Consider the following 20216-nt stretch of genomic DNA (forward strand, 5'->3'; position numbering starts at 1 on the left):
ATGGAATGGGCTCTGGTTGCAGGCGGCGCGCTCGTTGGCTTCATCGTCGGGTTGACCGGCGTCGGAGGCGGTTCGTTGATGACGCCGCTCCTGATATACGGTTTTGGCGTATCGCCTCATCTTGCGGTCGGTACCGACCTTCTGTTTGCAGCGATCACCAAATCGGGGGGCGCGCTTTCCTTTGCGAAGCATCGCATGGTGCCGTGGCGAATCGTCGTTCCGCTCACCGTCGGCGGCCTGGCAGGGGTCGGTGTGATGTTGGTGTTCCTGAAAACCGTAGGGCCGGCGAGCGAACACGTTCACCGCCTGATGCAGCACACGTTGGGGGTGATGTTGCTGCTCACCGCAGCGGCAACCCTCTACAAAGTGGTGAAGAGCGGGGGCGTGGTGACGCCATCGCCAAGCGCCGCATCGGACAACGGCGCCACTCCTGCCGCGGCGCATGGTCGCGTCAATTCTGGCAGCGCAGCGCACACGGTGCGCGATCGCGAACAGCCACGTTGGGCGGCGGTACCCTGGTTGATGGGCGCGGTGATCGGCGCGTTGGTCACGCTCACCTCGGTTGGGGCTGGTGCGGTGGGTATGGCGATCCTGATGGTGCTCTATCCGCATGTGCCGTTGCCCCGGCTGGTCGCTGCGGACGTCACCTACGCCGTGCCGCTGACGCTGGCGGCGGGGTTGGGGCACGCTGCGCTCGGCACCGTCGATTGGGCGATGCTGGGTTGGTTGTTGTTGGGTTCGCTTCCAGGTATCTGGGTCGGGAGTCACCTGGTCCGTGTCGTCCCACAACGCTGGGTACGCTCCGTTTTGTCGCTGCTGTTGGGCTACATCGGTGCGAAGCTGCTGCTGGCGTAGCGATTCGCGGTAGCGAACAAGTCAAACAAACGTTTGACTTGTTCATCTCCTTGCGCTATCCTTGATCTGTTTTTTCGACACGCCAAGGAGAACCCTATGCCGATTCCAGCAGCTTTCCAAGGTCGTTTTCGGGTGCCGGTGATCGCCGCGCCGATGTTTCTCGTCTCGGGCCCCGAATTGGTGATCGCGGCGTGCAAGGCGGGGGTTGCTGGCACCTTCCCGTCGCTCAATGCGCGCCCGGTGGCGCAACTGGAAGCGTGGCTCGATTGCATCACGCGGGAACTCGCCGAAGCAGCCGCGCAGCACCCGGAACAACCGGTTGCCCCGTTCGGGGTAAACCTGATTCTGCACCATTCGAACACGCGGTTGGCCGAAGATCTGGCGCTCATCGAGCGCTTCAAGGTGCCATTCGTGATCACCAGCCTGGGCAATCCTCGGGAAGCCGCCGAGCGGATCCATGCGTATGGCGGGTTGGTCTTTGCCGACGTGATCCATGCCTACCACGCGAAGAAGGCGATCGAAGCGGGGGTCGATGGGATCATCGCGGTGTGCGCGGGCGCGGGCGGCCACGCGGGTACTCAGAGCCCGTTCGCACTCGCCCGTGAGATTCGCGAATTTTGGGACGGCACGCTCGTTCTCGCCGGGGCGATTTCCGATGGGTACAGCGTGCGCGCCGCTGAAGTGTTGGGTGCCGATTTCGCCTACATGGGGACGCGCTTCATTGCAACTAAGGAATCGATGGCCAGCCCTGGGTACAAGGAGATGGTGACGCGCTGCACGGCATCCGACGTGGTCTATACCGACGCGGTTTCGGGTACCAACGCGAACTTCCTTTGGCCGAGCCTCGAAGCCGCGGGATTCAAGCGCGAAGAACTCGCGATCAACTTCGGTAAAGGGAAACTGAAGGCGATCGGTGACGAAGCGAAAGCGTGGCGGGACATCTGGAGTGCCGGGCACGGCGTTTCGGTGATCCACGACGTTCCGACCGTAGCTGAATTGGTCGCGCGGCTCGAAACCGAATATCGGCAAGCGGCGGCGTTGCCGTTGAGCGCCGCAGTGCGCGGGTGATTTTTTTGGGTGTGAGGAGACGACGATGAAAAATAGGAAACGGCAAATCGGGATCGCGGTGGCGTCGGCGCTCGCGATCTTTTCGGGTGGTGTCCATGCCCAGGCGGTGGTTTTCGGGGACAGCCTGAGTGATGCGGGCACGTACGCGCTGATTCCGGGGGTTGGCCGCTTCACGACCAATCCGGGGCCGGTCTGGAGCGAACGCATCGTGCAGGGCTTGGGCGGTACGGTCGGCCCCGCACAATTGTGGGCCGGAAGTGGCGCATTCGTACCGAACCCGTACGGTGGCGACATCTGGGCACAGGGTGGGGCGCGGGTGACGCAGCTGCCCGGGGTGCAACCCACGCCGCCCACGGAAGACGCCAAACCGTTGGCGACTCAAATCCAGGAGTACCTGACGGCCAATGGCGGCACCGCAAACCCGAAAACGACCTATTTCCTTTGGGGCGGCGCGAACGACATCTTCTGGCAAACCGGCTACAGCGGCAATGCGCCGGCCGTGATGCAGACAGAGATCCAGAGCGCGGCGCAGCAGATGGGAGCGCTTACCGCGGTATTGCGGCAGGCGGGTGCAACGCGGCAGGTAGTGCTCACCGTGCCGGATATTGGGGCTACGCCGTTCGGTCTGTCGCAGCCGTCGGCTGCGCGTGCTGGGTTGAGCGGCTTGACGACGCTCTATAACCTGACGCTCAATAGCACCGTGAGCGCATTGGGTGAACAAGGCGTCCTGCTTCTTGACGCCGATGGGCTCTTCAAAGAGGTGGTGGCAAACCCGGCGGCATTTGGCTTCACCGTAGGCAATACGGGGGTGGCGTGCGTGACGACTACGTCGCTCGTCTGTTCCAGTGCGACGCTGGTCGCACCCGACGCGTCCACGACCTATCTCTTCGCCGATGGGGTTCATCCGACGAGCGGGGGACACGAACTGATCGCCGATTTCGTCACGCAGGCGCTCACGGCGCCCTACTTCGTCGCTGCCGTGGCCGACCATGTGGCGTCGGCGGCAAACGCCCAATGGCGGCTGGTCGCGACGCGGACATTGTCCGGTTTCGCAGCAGGGGCGCAGGGTTGGTGGGCGACCGTTTCGGGTGAACGCATCACCACCGACGCCACCGCGACGCAAGCGAAGCGGCGTGCGACACCGACTCGTGTCGACGTCGGTTTCGACGGCGAATGGGGCGACGGCTGGTGGGGTGGCGTCACCGTCGGGTTCGTTCACGATTCCCTCAAAGTGACCGCTTTTGGCAACGCCGATGGCAACGGCGCCTCCCTTGCGGCGTATCTGGGCAAACGGTGGGGCGCGCGCTATGCCACCCTCACCGCAGGGATGACCGGAATTTCCTATGACCTCGAACGGGAGATGACGCTGCGGACGCTGCACCGCACCGAGCGCGGCTCGACCAGCGGAAGCGTACGTCAAGTCCGTTTCGAGGTCGGGCAATGGTTCGGCGAATCGGCACGATTGCATGGACCGTTCGCGGCACTGGGCTGGCGCTGGGTCCATCTGGGGGGTTACAGCGAGACGAGCGGTTCCGCGACGGCGCTGCGCTTCGCGGCGCAGGATTTCGATCAAGGGGTCGGTCAGATCGGCTATCAATGGCGGATGCACAGCGCGCCCAACCTGGTGTGGCAGGGTCGGTTGGCGCTCGAAAAGGCGTTCCAGGATAGCCGCCGTACTGTGACCCATGGCGCGGTGGGTTGGGCTGGGGCGTTCCCGACCGAGGTGGGAAGCGACAACGGCGCGCAGGTGACCGCTGACCTTGGCGTGCAGTGGAACCTGGCGTCGCAGCAGCAGCTTCGGCTGGGGCTCTTTGCCACCGCGGGGCAGAACGACCAGCGCGCCGCGGGCCTTTCGCTCAACTGGCAAAAGGCGTTCTGACAAAATCGGGCATCGCAGGGAGTGGCGCAAGCGCGACGCCCTGCTCCTGTAACGTCGCGGCCAGCGCTTGCGCGATCGCTACCGCTTCCGGGGTGTCGCCGTGCACGCAGATCGCGTGGATCGGCGCCGGGAGGACTTCCCCCGTGGCGGTGACGACGCCGCCGGCTTCGAGCATCGTTTGGACGTGACGAAGCACCGCGTCGGGGTCATGAAGCACCGCACCCGGTTCGCTGCGGGGCACCAGTGTGCCGTCGGCCGTGTAGGCGCGGTCGGCGAAGATTTCGTGTGCGACGGGAAGCGCAGCGTCGTGACCCGCAGCGGCAAGCGCTGAGTGCGGAGGCGCGAGCAGGATCAAGGCGCGGGTGTTCTGCCAGGGGATGCCGTGGCCGCTACCCGCAAGTGCCTGGCTTGCGGTTTGCACGGCGCGGACGATTGCGCGCGCGGTGACGGGATCGCGCCAGGCGCGGTTGTAAAGCGCACCGTGGGGTTTGACGTGGGTCAGCGTCACCCCTTCACTGGCCGCGAGCGTGGCCAACGCGCCGATTTGGTAAAGGAGAAGCGCTTCGAGCTCTTCAGGCGGAATCGCCATCTCACGGCGGCCAAAGCCGAGAAGGTCCGGGTAGCTTGGGTGGGCGCCGACACTCACCTGTGCGGCGCGCGCCAATGCCAGGGTCTTGCGTGCCGTGACGGGGTCTCCCCCGTGAAAACCGCAGGCAAGACTCGCACTTTGCACGAGCGCGAGCATCGCAGCGTCATTGCCCATCGACCAGGCGCCGTACGATTCGCCCAAATCAGCGTTGAGATTGAGGGTAAGGGTCATACGAAATCCTCCCATGTGGCGTCCCAGACGCCGCTCACCAGGTTTTCGTGCCAAAGTCGTTGCGGATCGGGTTCGCCCCCCGCGCCGATGAGCGCTGCGAGGTCTGGTGTGGCACTCGCTGCGGAACGGGCGCGGGCCAGCGCGTGCTGCTGGAAGCGGCGCCAGCGCGCGGAGAACGCATGCCAGGCGTTGTCGGGGTCGGTAAGCCAGGCAAAGCGAATTCCTTCCCCCGGTTGGAGATGGGCCAGGCGCCAGCGGTCGGCTTCGATCACCTGCGCGATCTTGGGGTAGCCGCCCATCGTCTGGGCGTCGTTGAGGAGAACGATCGGCTGGCCAGCAGGCGGCACCTGCACCGCGCCGGGCCAGAGCGGTTCAGAACGGATCTCTGGTGGCGTCGCGACCAGCATGGGGCCTTCGAGACGTGCGCCCATGCGGTCGCTTGCGGGTGTCACCTGCCACAGAGCGCTGACCCAAGCGGCGCGCGCGTCGTCAGCGAACGCGGACCATTGGGCGCCGGGTAGGCTACGGATCGGTTCGGTACTGGCCAATGGCCAAGGAAGGGGCAGGAACGCAGCGCACGGCGGTTGGGTGGGTGGCGTCACGGGGATCCGATCACCCGCGGCAAGCGGTCGCCCCTGCCAACCGCCAAAACGGGCACGCAGCTCCGTGCTCGTGCTGCCCAGGCATTCGGGGATGGCCAGCGTCCCCGCGCCGACGACGGCGATTCGGCCTTCGCCGATCCGTTCTACGATAACGGTCTCACCGGGGGCGAGTACCCAACTGAGCACTCCGTGCACCGTCAGCTGCGTGTCTTCGATGCGTAAGCGGACGTTGCCCGCGACGACGACGGGGAAGGGCGCTCCTTCGGCGGTGAAGGCAAAGCCACCGAAGTGGTGCTCGATGAGGGGGAAGGTCAGCGGCGGGCCGAGCGGTGGCGGCGGGGTCAGCGCGGCCAAAGGGCGGCCGCTCGCATGGAAAAGGGCAGCGAGCGCCAAACGGTAGAGCCAGGGGTCGAGCATGCCAGCGCGCGGCACACCCCACTGGCGGGCGTGAAACCGCCCGTCGTCTTGGATCGTCGCAAAACGCCCTGGGTCTAGGATTCGTAACGCAGCGGCTGTGCTCATCGCGATTCCTCTCGCAGCACGAAGCGCACACGATCGCCGGGCCGAAGCCGGGCCGGAGGCATCGCCGTCGGGTCGAAGAGGGTGACCGGGGTGCGACCGATCAGGTGCCAGCCGCCCGGACTCTCCCACGGGTAGATGCACGCCATGCGCTGCGCGATCGCGACCGACCCGGCGGGCACTTTGAGGCGCGGATTGGCACGCCGCGGCAGCACAAGCGTTTCGGGTAACCCTTCCAGGAACGGGAAACCGGGCAGAAATCCCACGGCCGCAACGGTGAACGTACAGGCGAGAAACGTGTCGAGGACCGATTCCGGGGTGCGCCCCAGCGCTTCCGCGACCGTTGCGAGGTCGGGCGCCGTTTCGGGGGTAACGATGAGCGGGAGCTCATGGGTACGGGAATGGGGTGAAGGCATCGAGGGATCTGAATCGGGGGCAGCGGCGGCAAGACGCGCACTGCGCGCTTTTGCGCCAACGGCGGCAAGTGCTGCCGAAAGTACCGCTTCGTCCGGGCAGCCCCAGAGCGCGATTGCGTCGAACCCGACCACCGCCTCAGCTGCGGGGTAACCGCGTGCGGTCAGTTCGGTAACGAGCGCATCGGCAAGCTGGGCCGCACTGTGCCGGTCGATCTGGCCAAGCGGGATGCGCCATTGCGTTTCGCTGAGGCGTTGGGGGGTTACTGTCATCGCTGTTCGTCGGGGGCAGGGGGGGTGGTGGTCGCGGCGCGGGCAGCCTGATCGTAACGCCCGGATAGGGTGCGGAGCATTTCGGCGGTGCGCTACGCGCGGAGGTCATGCGCCGGTTTCATCGACCACTTGCCAGTTGGGTTGCGGGAGTGCTTCCACCTCAGGTTTGGCAAAGAGATAGCCTTGAAAAAGGGTAATGCCCAGATTGCGCAGCCAGCGGTACTCCTCAGCGGTCTCCACCCCTTCTGCGATCGTGGCGATTCCTAAGCGTTGGGCGGTATCGAAGATGCCGGCGACGATCTCCTGGCGCACTGGGTTTTTGTCGATGCCCCGAACGAGGCCGATGTCAAGCTTGATCAGGTTGGGTTGGTAGTCGGCCAAGAGGTTGAGTCCCGAGTAACCGGCGCCGAAGTCGTCGATCGCGGTGGCAAAACCACGCGCCTGATAATCGGTGATGATGCGCAGCACGTGGTCGGGATTTTCGATTTTTTGCTCTTCTGTGAGCTCGAAGATGAGCAGCGTTGGATCGAAGCCCACTTTCTCGGCGGCAGCAAGGGTGAGGCAGATGCAGCTTGCCGGTTCATAGACCGCGTTGGGTAGAAAGTTGATCGAAAGCCGGGCTGTAAGTCCCAGGCGCTTCGCCGTTGCAATCGCCAGGACTCGGCAGGTCTGGTCGAAGTGGTAGCGATTGCTCTCGGTGACTTGGCTGAGCACCGTTGCCGCCCCTTCGCCGTTGGCGCCGCGAACGAGCGCTTCGTAGGCGAAGAGGGTTCGGTGCGCGGCGTCTACTATGGGCTGAAACGCCATGCGCAAGGGGATATGTAACTGAGCGTTTTCCCCACGGCAACGCAGGCACCCCTGAATGGACGCGTCGCTGTCGGCGAAAAAGGTTTCGAGAAAAGAGGGTGTGCTCATCATTACGCCTCCATGGGGTTTTCGACGTCAACCTCATCCCGCCACTGGTTTTGGATTTCCTGTGCCGCGTCTAGGTTGTCCAGAAACGCCGTCACGGCTTCGGGCCAGAAGTGGCGGCCGCTCTCCTCACGCAGGAGGGCGACTGCGCGGTCGATCGTCCACGCCGGTTTGTAGGGGCGGGCGCTCGTCAGGGCGTCGAAGACGTCGGCCACGGCAACGATGCGCGCTTCGATGCTGATCGTTTCGCCTTGTTTTCCGTAGGGATAACCGCTGCCGTCCCATTTTTCGTGGTGTTCGAGCGCGATGCGACGCGCCATTTGCAGCAGGCTCGATGGGTCTTCACCGATGATCGCGGCGCCGATTTCGGGATGGGTACGCATCACACGCCATTCGTCGGCATCCAGTTTGCCCGGCTTGAGGAGGATATGGTCTGGAATCCCGATCTTGCCGATGTCGTGCATCGGCGCTGCGGCAAACAGTTGTTCGCTCCATTCGCGCGGGGCGCCGAGCGCTTCGGCGATCAGACGGCTGAAGTGGCTCATGCGGATCACGTGGCGCCCCGTTTCGTTGTCTTTGTATTCGGCGGCGCGCCCTAACCGCTGAATGATGGCGAGCCGCGTGCGTTCCAGCTCGTCACGGGCCACCAGGCTGAGGTGGGTGCGGACGCGCGCAAGCAACACCGGCGGCGAAATCGGTTTGGTGAGGTAGTCGACGCCACCTGCGGTAAACCCTTCCGTTTCGTGGATCGGGTCGCCCAGCGCGGTGCAAAAGAGGATAGGAAGATGCCGGGTTTCTGGGTTCGAGCGAATGCGTCGCGCCACTTCGAATCCGTTCATCTCCGGCATCATCACGTCCAAGATGACCAAATCGGGCACGCTTTCGGCAACGCGCTGCAGGGCTTCGGTGCCGTTTCGGGCAAAGCGGAGGCGATAGTGGGGGGGCCAGAATCTGGCGCAGGAGTTGGAGATTCGTGACTTCGTCGTCAACGAGAAGGAGCTCCAGTTGCGGGGTTGTGGGAAAGCGGGTCTCCATCCGGCAGGTCTCCTGGTGTTGGGGCAGTGCGGACGAGCATTTCTGCTTGGGCAAAATCGAAGGCGTCGAGCGCTGTGTTGAGATTGTGCCACAGGTGGGGATGCGTTTCGCGGATTGCGTCGAGCGCCGGGCCGGTGATTTCGCCACGCCGGATCATCGCAAGGAGTGCTTGACGGTCCGCGTCGGGTAGTGGCGTGGGATCGCATTGGGTAATACGCTCTGGCCGATGTAACCCGTCCGGGTGTTGGGTGGCGATCAGTGCCGTAAGCGCATGGGCGGTGGCGCGCACCGTGGCGACAAAGGTTTCGAGCGGAGCTTCGCGCGCTGTGCTGTCGGCGGTGTGGCGTTCTAACGTTCGTGCCAAGTGTGCTAGGCGGGGCAGGGCCAGATTGGCTGCCGTGCCAGCAATTCGGTGCCATTCGGCAGCGGACCAGTCGCGAACCGCGTCGACCGCTTGCGGTACCGTATCGAGCCATGTTTGGGCTTTGGTCAGCCAGGCGTCGCGCCACAGCGCTTGACCCTGTTCGGGGTCGATCAAGCCAAAAGCGGCCTCTGGTGCGTCGATGGTGTTGTCTGGGGAGGTCGTTTCGTGGGCCCGGAGGCGGTCGCGCATCTCCACAAGGGGTTGCAAAACGGCGATCAGCTCCCGTTGTTGGAGCGGTTTCGCCAAAAAGGCGTCGAAACCCGCTTCGTGGCAGGCGTCGCGCTCTTCTTGCGCCACTTGTCCCGTGAGGGCGATGAGGGGCAGCGGCGCCAATCCCATCGCTCGTTCGAAATGGCGGATGGCACGCGCGGTGGTGATGCCGTCGCCATCGGGCATTCGTAGGTCGAGCAGCCCAGCAACCCAACGGTCGGGACAGGCGGTATAGTGGGCGAAAAAGGCGTTGCCGCTGGCCACACAGGTGACCGCGGCGCCCAGGCGCGTAAGGAGCGCTGCGAGCAGTTCCCGGTTGAGGGCGACGTCGTCGGCAGCAAGGATCGATTTGCCGGCAAGCAAAGCAGCTGCGCTGTCGCCGATGGCGTGGGGTAGCGCTTCGTCGGGACAGTCGGTTTCGGGTAGCGGAGTGAGCGGGAGCGTGAGGGTAAAGGTGGCGCCGGCTCCCGGGGTGCTCGCGACCTGTACGTCTCCGCCCATCGCCCGCGCAAGATCGCGGACGATCGCAAGTCCCAGTCCGGTGCCGCCATGGCGGCGCGTGGTGACCTCTTCCACTTGCACGAACGGGGTGAAGATCTCCTGTTGCTTGGCGGGTGGGATCCCTGGGCCGGTGTCGCGAACGAAGAGCACAAGTGTTTGGCCATCCCACTCGGCACCGAGCGCGATTTCCCTCTGTTCGGTGAATTTGAGGGCGTTGTTGAGCAAATTACCGAGCATTTGCCGCAGCCGATCACCGTCTGCCGACCAGCAGCGGGGCAGATCACTCGGTAAGGACAAGGTGAAGCGCAGCCCTTTCTGGCGCGCGAGCAGCGCGTAGTGGCTGGTGAGTTCGTGCAGGAGGCGGTCGAGGCGTGTGGGAGTGGGACGGAGCGTAAATGCGCCCGCTTCGAGTTTCGCCAGGTCGAGGAGATCGTTCAGGAGCGTGAGCAGCGTGCGCCCCGCAGCGAGGATGGCCGAGGTGCGTTCCTGCAGCCGTGTGTCATCGGGGTGGTCTTGTTGGATCAGTTCGGCAAAACCGAGTACCGCGTTGAGCGGGGTGCGAATTTCATGCGAAATCGCCGAGAAGAAGCGGCGCTCTCGGGCCAGCGCGACCTCCAGTTCCTGCTTTGCCTGTTCGAGTGCGTGTTGCGTTTCGATCTGCGCGGTGATGTCGATAGCAAGCTTCAAAACATGGTCGATCGTACCGTCGAGGCGGCGCATCGGTTGGTACCAACCGTGCAGATGGCGAATTTTTCCCTCTTTCGTTTTGCGGGGAAAGGTGCCCTCGATCGTTTCGCCTTGGCGCAACCGTGCCCAGAAGGTGTCGCGCGCTTCTTGAGGGTAGTCGTCCGGCCATAGCGATGTATGGGCTTGACCGATGAGCGCCTCGGGGGAATAGCCAAGGGTTTCGGCAAGGCGCGCATTGATTTCCAGAAAAACCCCATCAAGGGAGAGGCGGGCGCGAAGGAGCAGTCCATCGATCGCGCGTACGAGTTGCGCTAGCGTCTCTGCCTGGGTTTCGATGGGCGTGAGGTCGGAGAGGACCAGATCTACTTCATCTCCTTCACTACCGAGCGGGGTGACCAAAACGCGGACGGAAACCCGACGGACGCTGCCGTCGGGTAAATGGAGCGTCAAGGTATCGGTGATTTCGGGTTTTTCTCGAGAGAGCGCCGCGGAGAAGCGCGCCAAAATTTCGCTACGCGATTGCGGCGGTAGAAAATCGAGCAGAGACCCTTTGCCCGCCAAATAGCGTGCAGGCGAAAGCCCCGTGAGCGTTTCCAACGCGCGCGATGCCCAAATGCGGGTGATCTGACCACGATGGATTCGAAAACGGACGATGGCAAATGGGAGGTGGTCAAACAGTTGGTGAAAGAGCGCTGCGCGCTGGGCGGTGGCGCGCCATCCGAAGATCGCGAAGAGACCACCAAAGAAACCGAACACGACGAGCAATACGACCACGATCGCGAGCGCCAGTGGCCAATTGAAGCCTTGCCCGGGTTGCCAATCGGCAACCGGTTGCCCAATGAAGAGGGTGCCTGCCATCGCCGTGTAGTGCATTGCGCTGATCGCCAATCCAATCACTGTGCCCGAAACCACGACGCGCGGCAGGCGATGGAATCGCAACCACCCACGATGGAAGTGCAAAAAGAAAGCGAGGCACGAAAACGCAACGGCAACGACGATCGAGAGCAGAAACCACACGGGGTGGTAGCGGATTTCGCCCAACGTGATCATTCCGGCCATCCCGGTGTAGTGCATCGCGCCGATACCGGCGCCGACCAGCACCCCGGCCACGAGGAGGTCGCGTGTCGTGACGCTACGGTGGCGCAGCAGGCGCAAACCCACCCAGGCGGCAAACAGACTGGGAACGACCGAAAGCGCAGTCGGCCCGAACGCGTAGGTGACGGGTTGGCAGACGTCTGCAGCCAGCATCCCGATGAAGTGCATGCTCCATACGCCGAAGCACAGCATCGGCACGGCGAAAAGAAATGCGGCGTGGCTGAGGCGTGCGCCAAAGCGCTCCGGATGGCGCGCGAGCGAAAGGAGTTGCAGCGCTCCAATGCCAGCTAGGACTGCGATCGTGACCGAAAGGCTGACGAGCAGGGGTTGGTACCGGACGGGCGCAAGAGGGAGCCCCTGCTCCGGCCAGGCAAAGAAAAGCGCGAAGAGTTCCGATGCGTTCATTTCCCCTGAAGCGCCCAATAGACCGCAGCGACGGCTGCGAGCGGTTGCCCCGTCTCCTGTGCCAGCGCGGCGAGTGTGAAGAGTGCCGACGCGGTGGGGAGCCACGCCAACTCGGTGGCGAGCGCTTCGGAAAGACCCGCGCGTTGCCAGCGTTCGATCGCCTCGACCCGAATCTGCGCCAAGTTGGGCTGGGTGGCTTCGCGCCAAAGCGAGCGCAGCGTGTTTGCGGCCGCTTCGAGTGTCGGGAGCAGCGCATCGCCGGTTTGTTGCTGCCAAGTGGGTTCGGATAGGAACCCGGTTACCGCTTGGCGGCAGTGGTTCCGTAGCCAGGTGAGCGCCTCGTACCGTGTCGCTTCGGGTATTGCGCCTGCCAGCGCGTCGATTTCGGCCAGCCGTACTTCAAGGGCGAAGAGGTGCCAAACGAGTGTGAAAGCGCGCGCGATTTCGGGTATCGCGGCGCCGGTTTCTTGCGCCAGTTCGTCGACGGTGGTGATGCCCAGACGGTCGATGAGTCGATTGGTCCAAAGCGTTGCGACGATCTCCCGCCGTAAGGGGTGTTCATGAAGCGTTTCGCCCAAGTCGTCAGCCAGTTCGGAAGGGAAGTAGCGCGGGTAGTCACGGGCCAGGAGCGGGTCGTCGAGACAGGCGCTCGCAAGTAGCGCCGCTTTCACTTCGAGTTTGGCGTACGCAAGGAGCACCGCGAGCTCCGGACGAGTGAGCCCCACGCCGTTCTCTTCGCGCTCGGCCATTTCGACGTCGCTCGGGATCCGTTCCAGGCGACGGTCGAGCAGTTTTTCAGCGACCAGCCGCGAGATGAATTGGCGCCACGCCGGCCAACCGTGCCCACCGCGCAACGCATCGAGCGCGATCGCTTCGGTTTGGGTGAAGTTGTCGTGTAGCACCGCTTGGACCACGGCGTCGGCCATACCCATGAAGCGGGCGTCGCGTGTTTCGGCGGCGATTTTTCCGTGTTCTACGCCGAGCCCGAGCGCGATCTTGAGGTTCACTTCGTGGTCGGAGCAGTCGACGCCGCCCGAGTTGTGGATCGCGTCGGTTTCGATGCGCCCCCCTAGGAGCGCGTATTCGACCCGCGCCCGTTGGGTAAAGCCCAGGTTTCCGCCTTCGCCGACGATGCGGCAGCGCAATGTGTTGGCGTCGACGCGCACGGCGTCGTTCGCGCGGTCCCCTGCCTCCGCGTGGCTCTCCGTACTGGCTTTGACGTAGGTGCCGATTCCGCCGTTGTAGAGCAGGTCGACCGGAGCGCGCAAGATCGTTTGGATCAGTTCGGGTGGGGTAAGCGCCGTTACCGTTTCCGGAAGTCCCAACGCGGCGCGCGCTTGCGGTGAGAGCGGGATGCGCTTCGCCGTCCGCGGCCAGATCCCGCCCCCTTCGGAGAGACAGTCGCGGCGGTAGTCGTCCCAACTGGAACTGGGGAGGCGAAAGAGCCGTTCCCGCTCCCGGTAGCTGATTACGGGGTCGGGATCGGGATCGATGAAGATGTGGCGGTGGTCGAACGCGGCGATGAGTTTGAGGGTGCGGTGCGCGAGCATCCCGTTGCCGAAGACGTCGCCGGACATGTCGCCGATTCCGACGACGGTGATCGGCTGGGTGGCGATGTCGATTCCCAGTTCGCGCAGATGGCGTTCGATCGCAACCCAGGTGCCGCGTGCCGTGATGCCGAGTTTTTTGTGGTCGTAACCCACCGAGCCACCGGAGGCGAACGCGTCACCGAGCCAGAAGCCATATTCGGAGGCGATGGCGTTCGCAGTGTCGGAAAAGGTGGCGGTTCCTTTGTCGGCGGCAACGACCAGGTACGGGTCGTCGTCGTCGTGGCGAACCACCTGGGACGGCGGGACGATTGTTCCTTCGACGCGGTTGTCGGCAAGATCGAGGAGGCCGCGCAGGTAGGTGCGGTAGGCATCGAGCCCGGCGGCTTGCCACGCAGCGCGATCGTGGGTGGGGGCAGCGTTACGGACGATGAAACCCCCTTTGGCGCCCGTGGGGACGATCAGCGCGTTCTTGACGAGCTGTGCCTTCATCAGCCCCAAAATTTCGGTGCGGTAGTCGTCTTTGCGGTCCGACCAGCGCAACCCGCCGCGCGCGACCGGACCGCCGCGCAGATGGACCCCTTCGACGTTGGGGGCGAAGACGAAGGTCTCGCGCCACGGTTTCGGGTCGGGAAGGAAGTCGATCGTTTGTGACGCGATCTTGAGTGCCAGCCACGGACGTGGGGTTCCGGCCTCGTCTTCGCGGTAGAAGTTGGTGCGAACCGTGGCGTCGAGCGTGGCGAGAAACGCGCGGGCGATGCGTTCTTCGTCGAGGGTGGGGAGTTGCTCGATGAGCGCGGCGAGCCGTTCGCGCCATTCTTGGTACGCCGCGGCGTGGTCGTGCGTTCGTTTTGGGTCGAAACGGGCGTGGAACGCTTGGGTCCATGCGCGAACGAACGCCGGATGGCGTAAGACCATTTCCAAAATGTAGTTGGGGGTGAACGGTAGCGCGCTTTGCTTGAGCCACGCGGCGTAGGCGCGCCACAAGAGCGCTTCGCGCCAGGTCAAGCCGGCTAGGGTCACCAGCCGGTTGTAGCCGTCGCAATCGGCTTGCCGCGCCCAGAGCGCGTGGAACGCAGCGATGAAGCGTTCGATGTCCTCGGGCTTGGGCGGATCCCCCCATGCGATAGTGAGTCGTAGATCGTGTAGCCACCACGAACCGGCGTCGGTTCGGATCTCATCGGCGTTTTCTTCCAGAAGCCGCGCACCGAGGGATTCCAGAAGGGGGCTGAGGTCAGCGAGGAGCGCTGGGGCGAAGCGGTGCCACAGACGCAATTGCCAACGCGGTTCGGTTTCGCTGGGGGCGGGGTCTGGTTCGAGCGTGAGCCAGAGGTTGCAATCGTCGGGGAGCTGCGCGAGCGCGAGGAGATCCGGCGCGATCACCTCGGGACGCCAACGGCGTTGGGCAACGGCGTCGAAACCGTCGTGGAAACGGGTCCAAGCGCGTTCGCTGAGCCGTTTGGGCGCGGCGTTGTGCAGCGCTTGCCAGAGCCGCTCGCGCCAAGGCAACGCAATCGCGGCAACGGTACGCTCGAGCTGCGCTTCGTTCCAGGTGAGGTCCAGTGTGGGTTGGGGCAACCAGAAGCGGAACCAGACGCGGGCCGTTGCCGAATCGGTGAAGATGACTTCAGCGTCGGTGTTTTGCGCGCCGAACGCTTTTTCGAGGTGGTTTTGGATTGCCAGGCGGGTTTCGGTGTCGTACCCGTCGCGCGGCGTGATCAGTTGCACCGAGACGAAGCGACCGAAGGTGTCGCGGCGCGTGATCAGACGAATCTGGCGCCGCTCCTGCGCGCGGAGGATCGCCTGGGCATGGGCGCTCCAGGTGGTGACGTCCACTTGGAACGCCTCGTCGCGTGGGTAGAGGTCGAGCACCAGCGCAAGCGCACGCTCCAGGTGGCTGCCTGGTCGCGCGCCGACCGCCTGTTGTACCGCTGCCGCTTTGTGGCGCAGCAGCGGGAGTTGCGCGACGGGGTAGCGGTACGCGGTTGCGGTCCACAACCCCAGGAAGCGCCGTTCGCGCACCGCGGTTCCGCTGGCGTCGCGTTCCCAGACCAGGATTTCGCTGGGGTAAGCGTAGCGGTGGACGATCGCGCGCTGACTGCCCTGCGTGATCAACATCGGTTCGGGATAGTGCAGCAAGAGTTCGCGCGCTGGCGCAGGCAGCCGCGCGAACGATTCGGAGTATTCCGAGCGGGCGCTGCTGTCGCGCAACACCCCCAGACCACTGCCCGGAATGCGCCGCAGTTGAACGGAATCGCTATTGCGCTCCACTTGATAGTCGCGACACCCCAGGAGCACGAAGTGACCCGAAGCGACCCATTCCAGGAGCGCTTGGCATTCGCGTACCCAGGTGGGATCGGATTGCGTGCCGCACCAGCGCGGCAACAGTGACGCAGTGACGTTGGCGCGCTCGCGCATCAATGGCCAGTCGTCACTCGCCGCCACCGCTTGCAGGAACCCTTCCGTGAGCGCCGCTTCGAGCGTGGCGCGCGCCGCTTTCGGGAGCGGCTCGCAGATGAAGAGCATCCACGATTCGGGTTGGCCATCGGCTGCGGTGACCACGGGATGGAAGGCAAAGCGCGGGCGAATTCCGGCGCGGTCGAACGCGATGAGGGCGGTGGCGAAAAGGAGCGGCCGGTCAGGCTGTGCGATCGCGAGCGCTTCGCCTTCCCCGTCCGGGAGCGAGACCCGTTGCCATCGCCAGCGCCAGCCGTGTGGCTCGGGCGGTTGCTGGGCGGTGACCGCGAGGTGTTCCGCCCATTCGGTCAAATGGGCTTCGCTGACAGCGTCGTTGGGATCGAGCGCTTGCGCCAACAACGGGACGATAACGGCTGGCTCCACGGGGCTCCTCCTGGTTCGTTTACAGCGTTATTATCGGCGCATTGCGCCCATCAGGCGTTCTGCGGCTTCCATTTCGACACGGCGACGATCGCGATCAGCGCGAACAAAAAGCCCGGGACGATTTCGTAAAGGTCGAAAATGCCGCCCGAGAGCTGTTTCCACACGACCACCGTGACGCCGCCGACGATGATCCCGGCAAATGCGCCGGCTCGACTCATTTTAGGCCAGAGCAGTGCCAAAATCAACGTCGGTCCGAACGCGGCACCGAAGCCAGCCCATGCGTAGCGCGCTTATTCTGGTAGTGTAACGGGTTCGATTGGGAATTCGGGTCGTCTGTGGATCCGGTAGAGAACGGGAGCACCTATCGATGCAATCGCCCTGTATCCAAGTCTGCCGCATCGACGACACCACCGGGTGGTGTGTCGGCTGCGGGCGTACCCGCGATGAAATCGCGCGTTGGGGGACGGCGAGCAACAGCGAACAAGCCCGTATCTGGCAGCAGTTGCCGGAGCGGCTGGCGACTTTGCGTGACCGGCACAACGCCGAATCGTGGAGCGGGGATGCCGAGACGGGGTGTCTGGGTCTCTGTGATCCCGATTACGACGCGGGTGTCTGTCGCAGTTGCGGTCGGACAGTCTCCTAGGGTAGTGGAAAGCGAGAACGGTGATGGCGAAATATGTCGGTGCGCACGTGAGCGCGGCAGGGGGGGTCGAAAATGCACCGCTCAACGCCGCAGCGATCGGGGCAAACGCGTTTGCCCTTTTTACCAAAAATCAACGCCAGTGGGTTGCCAAACCTTTGAGCGAACGCAGTATCGCGGCGTTTCGTGCCAACCTCGAACGGGTGGGGATTCGCCCCGAGCATGTCTTGCCGCACGATAGTTACCTCATCAATTTGGGCCACCCCGAACCCGAGGGGTTGGCGAAATCGCGTGCTGCGTTCGTCGATGAGATGCAGCGTTGCGCACAACTGGGCCTGCGCTATCTCAATTTTCACCCTGGGGCGCACCTGGGCAAAATCAGTGAGACGGAATGTTTGGCGCGGGTGGCGGAGTCGATCGATCTCGCGCTCGACGCAGTGCCGGAGGTGGTCGCCGTGATCGAAATTACCGCCGGACAAGGGAGTAACGTCGGCTACTCCTTTGAGCACCTTGCTCAGATCATCGATCGGGTTCAGGACAAAGCGCGGGTCGGGGTTTGTCTCGACACCTGTCACATGTTCGCAGCGGGGTACGACTTGCGTACCTGGGAAGCGTGCGACGTCGTCTTCACCGAATTCGATCGGACCGTGGGGTTTCGTTATCTGCGCGGGATGCACTTGAACGGTTCGAAGGCCAAACTCGGAAGCCGGGTTGACCGCCACCACGCGCTGGAACAAGGCGAACTGGGGCTCGAAGTTTTTCGCTACATCATGAACGACCCCCGTTTCGACGACATCCCCATGGTGTTGGAGACGATCGACGAGTCGCTCTGGCCCGAGGAGATTCGACTGCTCTACCGACTTCAGGAGTCTGCGGGCTTGTCGTGATAAAATAATCTGTTTTTCGAAAGCCTTAGCGAAAACACCATGCACTTTCCCGATCGCTTCGACGTCATCGTCGTCGGCGGTGGCCATGCCGGAACCGAGGCGGCGCTCGCGGCTGCGCGGCGCGGCGCGAAGACGTTGCTGCTTACCCACAACCTCGACACACTGGGGCAGATGAGCTGCAATCCGTCGATCGGTGGTATCGGCAAAGGCCATCTCGTCAAAGAGGTCGACGCACTCGGTGGCGCGATGGCGCTGGCCACCGACGAGGCCGGGATTCAGTTCCGCACGCTGAACGCGAGCAAAGGGCCCGCGGTCCGGGCCACACGGGCGCAAGCGGATCGGGTGCTTTATAAGAAAGCGATTCGCAAGCGGCTCGAAAACCAACCCAATCTGTGGCTGTTCCAGCAAGCGGTCGACGACGTCGTGCTGGCGGGCGACGCGGTTGCCGGGGTCGTGACGCAACTGGGGATCCGGTTCGACGCGCGTGCCGTAGTTTTGACCACCGGTACTTTTTTGAACGGCTTGATCCACGTCGGGTTGCAGCACTACGCGGCGGGGCGTGCGGGGGATCCGCCAGCGATCGCGCTGGCTGCGCGTTTGGCCGAATTGGGTCTGCCGAAAGGGCGATTGAAAACGGGAACCCCGGCGCGGCTCGACGCGCGCACGATCGATTTCAGCAAGTGTCAAGTCCAACCGGGTGACGACCCAGAGCCGGTCTTCAGTTTTATGGGCAGCCGGGCGATGCACCCCAAACAACTGCCCTGCTGGATCACGCGGACCAACGAACGCACGCACGAAATCATTCGCGCCAATCTCGACCGTTCGCCGATGTATTCTGGGGTGATTGAAGGGATCGGTCCGCGCTACTGCCCGTCGATCGAAGACAAGATTCACCGTTTCGCCGACAAGACCGGCCACAACGTCTTCCTGGAACCCGAGGGGCTGGAGACGAACGAGATCTACCCCAACGGGGTTTCGACGTCGCTGCCGTTCGACGTGCAGTATGCGTTCCTGCGCACCATCCCCGGGCTGGAAAACGTCCATATCCTGCGCCCGGGGTACGCGATCGAATACGACTTTTACAACCCGACGCACCTCAAGGCGACGCTCGAAACCAAGCACTTCCACGGACTCTTCTTCGCCGGTCAGATCAACGGCACCACGGGTTACGAAGAGGCGGCGGCACAAGGGCTGTACGCGGGCGCGAATGCAGCCGCTTACGCGCTCGAGCAGGAACCGCTGCTGCTAACCCGCGACCAAGCTTACCTGGCGGTGCTCGTGGATGATCTGATCACCCGCGGGGTCACCGAGCCGTACCGGATGTTTACGTCGCGTGCCGAATTCCGGTTGCAACTGCGCGAGGACAATGCCGACCTGCGCCTCACCGAAATCGGCCGTCGACTGGGGCTCGTCGATGATGTGCGCTGGGAAACTTTTTGCCGCAAACGGGAGGCGATCGAACGGGAAGTGGCGCGGTTGAAGGCGACGTGGTTCGTGCCTTCGCGCGACGCCGAGCGTGTCGTGCAGCATCTGGGAGAGCCACTCACCAAGGAGGCGACCGCGTTCGACCTGCTGCGGCGTCCGAACGTCCGGTATGCCGCGCTTGCTGCGCTCTTGCCCTCGGTAAACGAAACGGAGACTCCGCATCGCGACGACGCGCTGACGGAAGCTGCGATCGAACAGGTGGAGATCGCAGCGAAGTACGCTGGATATCTGGAGCGGCAAGCGGTCGAAGTGGCGCGCCTCCAAGCCGCTGAAGCCGTACGCATCCCCGAAGGGTTCGACTACGATTCGGTTCCTGGGCTTTCGGCCGAAATACGCCAAAAACTCGCGGCGCAGCGGCCCGAAACGCTCGGGCAGGCGAGCCGCATCCCCGGCGTGACGCCCGCAGCGATCTCGATCCTCCTGGTGTGGTTGCGGCGTAACGGCTTAGTCCGTGACGAGGCCAACGGATGAACGACGCGCAAGCCCGAACGTTGCTCGCAGACGGCGTTGCGATCCTCCTTCCTGACGCTCCAGCGACATTGGTCGATCGGCTTTGGCACTTTGTTGCGCTGCTCATGAAGTGGCGACGTGCGTACAATCTGACTGCGATCACGGCGCCGGAAGCGATCGTGACCCACCACATCCTCGATGCGCTGACGCTGTGGCCGTTCGTCGCGAATGCGCCGCGGTTGCTCGATGTCGGCACCGGCGCGGGGCTGCCTGCGGTTCCGTTGGCTTTGGCTGCTGAGGCGCTCGACGCGCCACTTGTGGAAGTGGTTGCGCTCGATGCCGTCCGCAAAAAGGCGGCGTTCGTGCAACAATGTGCGATCGAACTGGCGATGCCGCGTTTGACGGTGGTGGCGGCAAGGGTCGAAACGTGGCAGTCGACGGTACCATTCCCGGCGATCACCTCACGGGCGTTTGCAGCGGTCGCCGACTTCGTGACGTGCACGCGCCGCCACCTGGCGCCCAATGGACGCTGGTTCGCGATGAAGGGTGCCGAATGGAGCGAAGAACTCGCGGCGCTCCCCGAAGGGGTCCGTGTGGTGGCGACGACGCCGGTCACCGTACCGTTTCTCGATGCCCGCCGAGCGGTCGTGGTTTTGCAGGAGGCGTGA

At 63.9% G+C, this 20216-nt stretch carries 13 protein-coding genes and 2 pseudogenes; 7 read left to right on the forward strand and 8 right to left on the reverse strand.

Features of this window, described 5'->3' with window-relative positions; translation table 11 throughout:
- The 3 genes from ACYQ4Z_RS10015 (at position 1) to ACYQ4Z_RS10025 (ending at position 3802) form a co-directional block, all read left to right on the forward strand.
- Positions 1 to 855, forward strand: coding sequence for a sulfite exporter TauE/SafE family protein (locus ACYQ4Z_RS10015; protein WP_459860930.1), 855 nt, complete (start codon positions 1 to 3; stop codon positions 853 to 855).
- Positions 856 to 951: 96 nt separating this feature from the next.
- Positions 952 to 1923 carry an NAD(P)H-dependent flavin oxidoreductase gene (locus ACYQ4Z_RS10020; RefSeq protein WP_219972914.1) on the forward strand — a complete coding sequence of 324 codons (972 nt, stop codon included), beginning with the start codon at positions 952 to 954 and terminating at the stop codon, positions 1921 to 1923.
- Between the two features lie 25 nt (positions 1924 to 1948).
- Entirely contained in the window at positions 1949 to 3802 is a 1854-nt protein-coding gene (locus ACYQ4Z_RS10025; RefSeq protein ID WP_459860931.1) for an autotransporter domain-containing protein, read from the forward strand.
- Here the strand turns inward: ACYQ4Z_RS10025 and ACYQ4Z_RS10030 are convergent.
- From ACYQ4Z_RS10030 to ACYQ4Z_RS10065, 8 genes and pseudogenes are all read right to left on the reverse strand, one after another.
- Positions 3780 to 4622: a LamB/YcsF family protein gene (locus ACYQ4Z_RS10030; RefSeq protein WP_219972916.1), complete on the reverse strand. Its 843-nt coding sequence runs from the start codon at positions 4620 to 4622 to the stop codon at positions 3780 to 3782. The genes ACYQ4Z_RS10025 and ACYQ4Z_RS10030 overlap by 23 nt on opposite strands.
- Entirely contained in the window at positions 4619 to 5746 is a 1128-nt protein-coding gene (locus ACYQ4Z_RS10035; protein ID WP_459860932.1) for a 5-oxoprolinase subunit C family protein, read from the reverse strand. The genes ACYQ4Z_RS10030 and ACYQ4Z_RS10035 overlap by 4 nt, the downstream gene beginning before the upstream one ends.
- Positions 5743 to 6429, reverse strand: a complete 687-nt coding sequence (locus ACYQ4Z_RS10040; protein WP_219972919.1) for a 5-oxoprolinase subunit B family protein — start codon at positions 6427 to 6429, stop codon at positions 5743 to 5745. The genes ACYQ4Z_RS10035 and ACYQ4Z_RS10040 overlap by 4 nt, the downstream gene beginning before the upstream one ends.
- 105 nt (positions 6430 to 6534) lie before the next feature.
- Entirely contained in the window at positions 6535 to 7344 is an 810-nt protein-coding gene (locus ACYQ4Z_RS10045; RefSeq protein WP_459860933.1) for an EAL domain-containing protein, read from the reverse strand.
- Between the two features lie 2 nt (positions 7345 to 7346).
- Positions 7347 to 8376, reverse strand: a pseudogene (locus tag ACYQ4Z_RS10050) (response regulator).
- A complete protein-coding gene (locus tag ACYQ4Z_RS10055; protein WP_459860935.1) occupies positions 8327 to 11698 on the reverse strand; it encodes an MHYT domain-containing protein in 3372 nt (1123 codons plus the stop codon). Before ACYQ4Z_RS10055 ends, ACYQ4Z_RS10050 begins: the two are co-directional and overlap by 50 nt.
- Positions 11695 to 16086, reverse strand: coding sequence for an NAD-glutamate dehydrogenase (locus ACYQ4Z_RS10060; protein WP_459860936.1), 4392 nt, complete (start codon positions 16084 to 16086; stop codon positions 11695 to 11697). The genes ACYQ4Z_RS10055 and ACYQ4Z_RS10060 overlap by 4 nt, the downstream gene beginning before the upstream one ends.
- Before the next feature lie 50 nt (positions 16087 to 16136).
- Positions 16137 to 16370, reverse strand: a pseudogene (locus ACYQ4Z_RS10065) (sodium:solute symporter family transporter); the annotation flags it as partial.
- 83 nt (positions 16371 to 16453) lie between these two features.
- Here ACYQ4Z_RS10065 and ACYQ4Z_RS10070 point away from each other — a divergent pair.
- The 4 genes from ACYQ4Z_RS10070 to rsmG are packed head-to-tail and all read left to right on the forward strand — an operon-like array spanning position 16454 to position 20216.
- Positions 16454 to 16729, forward strand: coding sequence for a DUF1289 domain-containing protein (locus ACYQ4Z_RS10070; protein WP_219972927.1), 276 nt, complete (start codon positions 16454 to 16456; stop codon positions 16727 to 16729).
- A 23-nt stretch (positions 16730 to 16752) separates the two neighbouring features.
- Positions 16753 to 17613 carry a deoxyribonuclease IV gene (gene nfo / locus ACYQ4Z_RS10075; RefSeq protein ID WP_459860938.1) on the forward strand — a complete coding sequence of 287 codons (861 nt, stop codon included), beginning with the start codon at positions 16753 to 16755 and terminating at the stop codon, positions 17611 to 17613.
- A gap of 39 nt (positions 17614 to 17652) precedes the next feature.
- A complete protein-coding gene (gene mnmG, locus ACYQ4Z_RS10080; protein WP_219972930.1) occupies positions 17653 to 19569 on the forward strand; it encodes a tRNA uridine-5-carboxymethylaminomethyl(34) synthesis enzyme MnmG in 1917 nt (638 codons plus the stop codon).
- Positions 19566 to 20216, forward strand: a complete 651-nt coding sequence (rsmG, locus tag ACYQ4Z_RS10085; RefSeq protein ID WP_119334203.1) for a 16S rRNA (guanine(527)-N(7))-methyltransferase RsmG — start codon at positions 19566 to 19568, stop codon at positions 20214 to 20216. The genes mnmG and rsmG overlap by 4 nt, the downstream gene beginning before the upstream one ends.

It is taken from the genome of Hydrogenophilus hirschii, assembly GCF_054656675.1.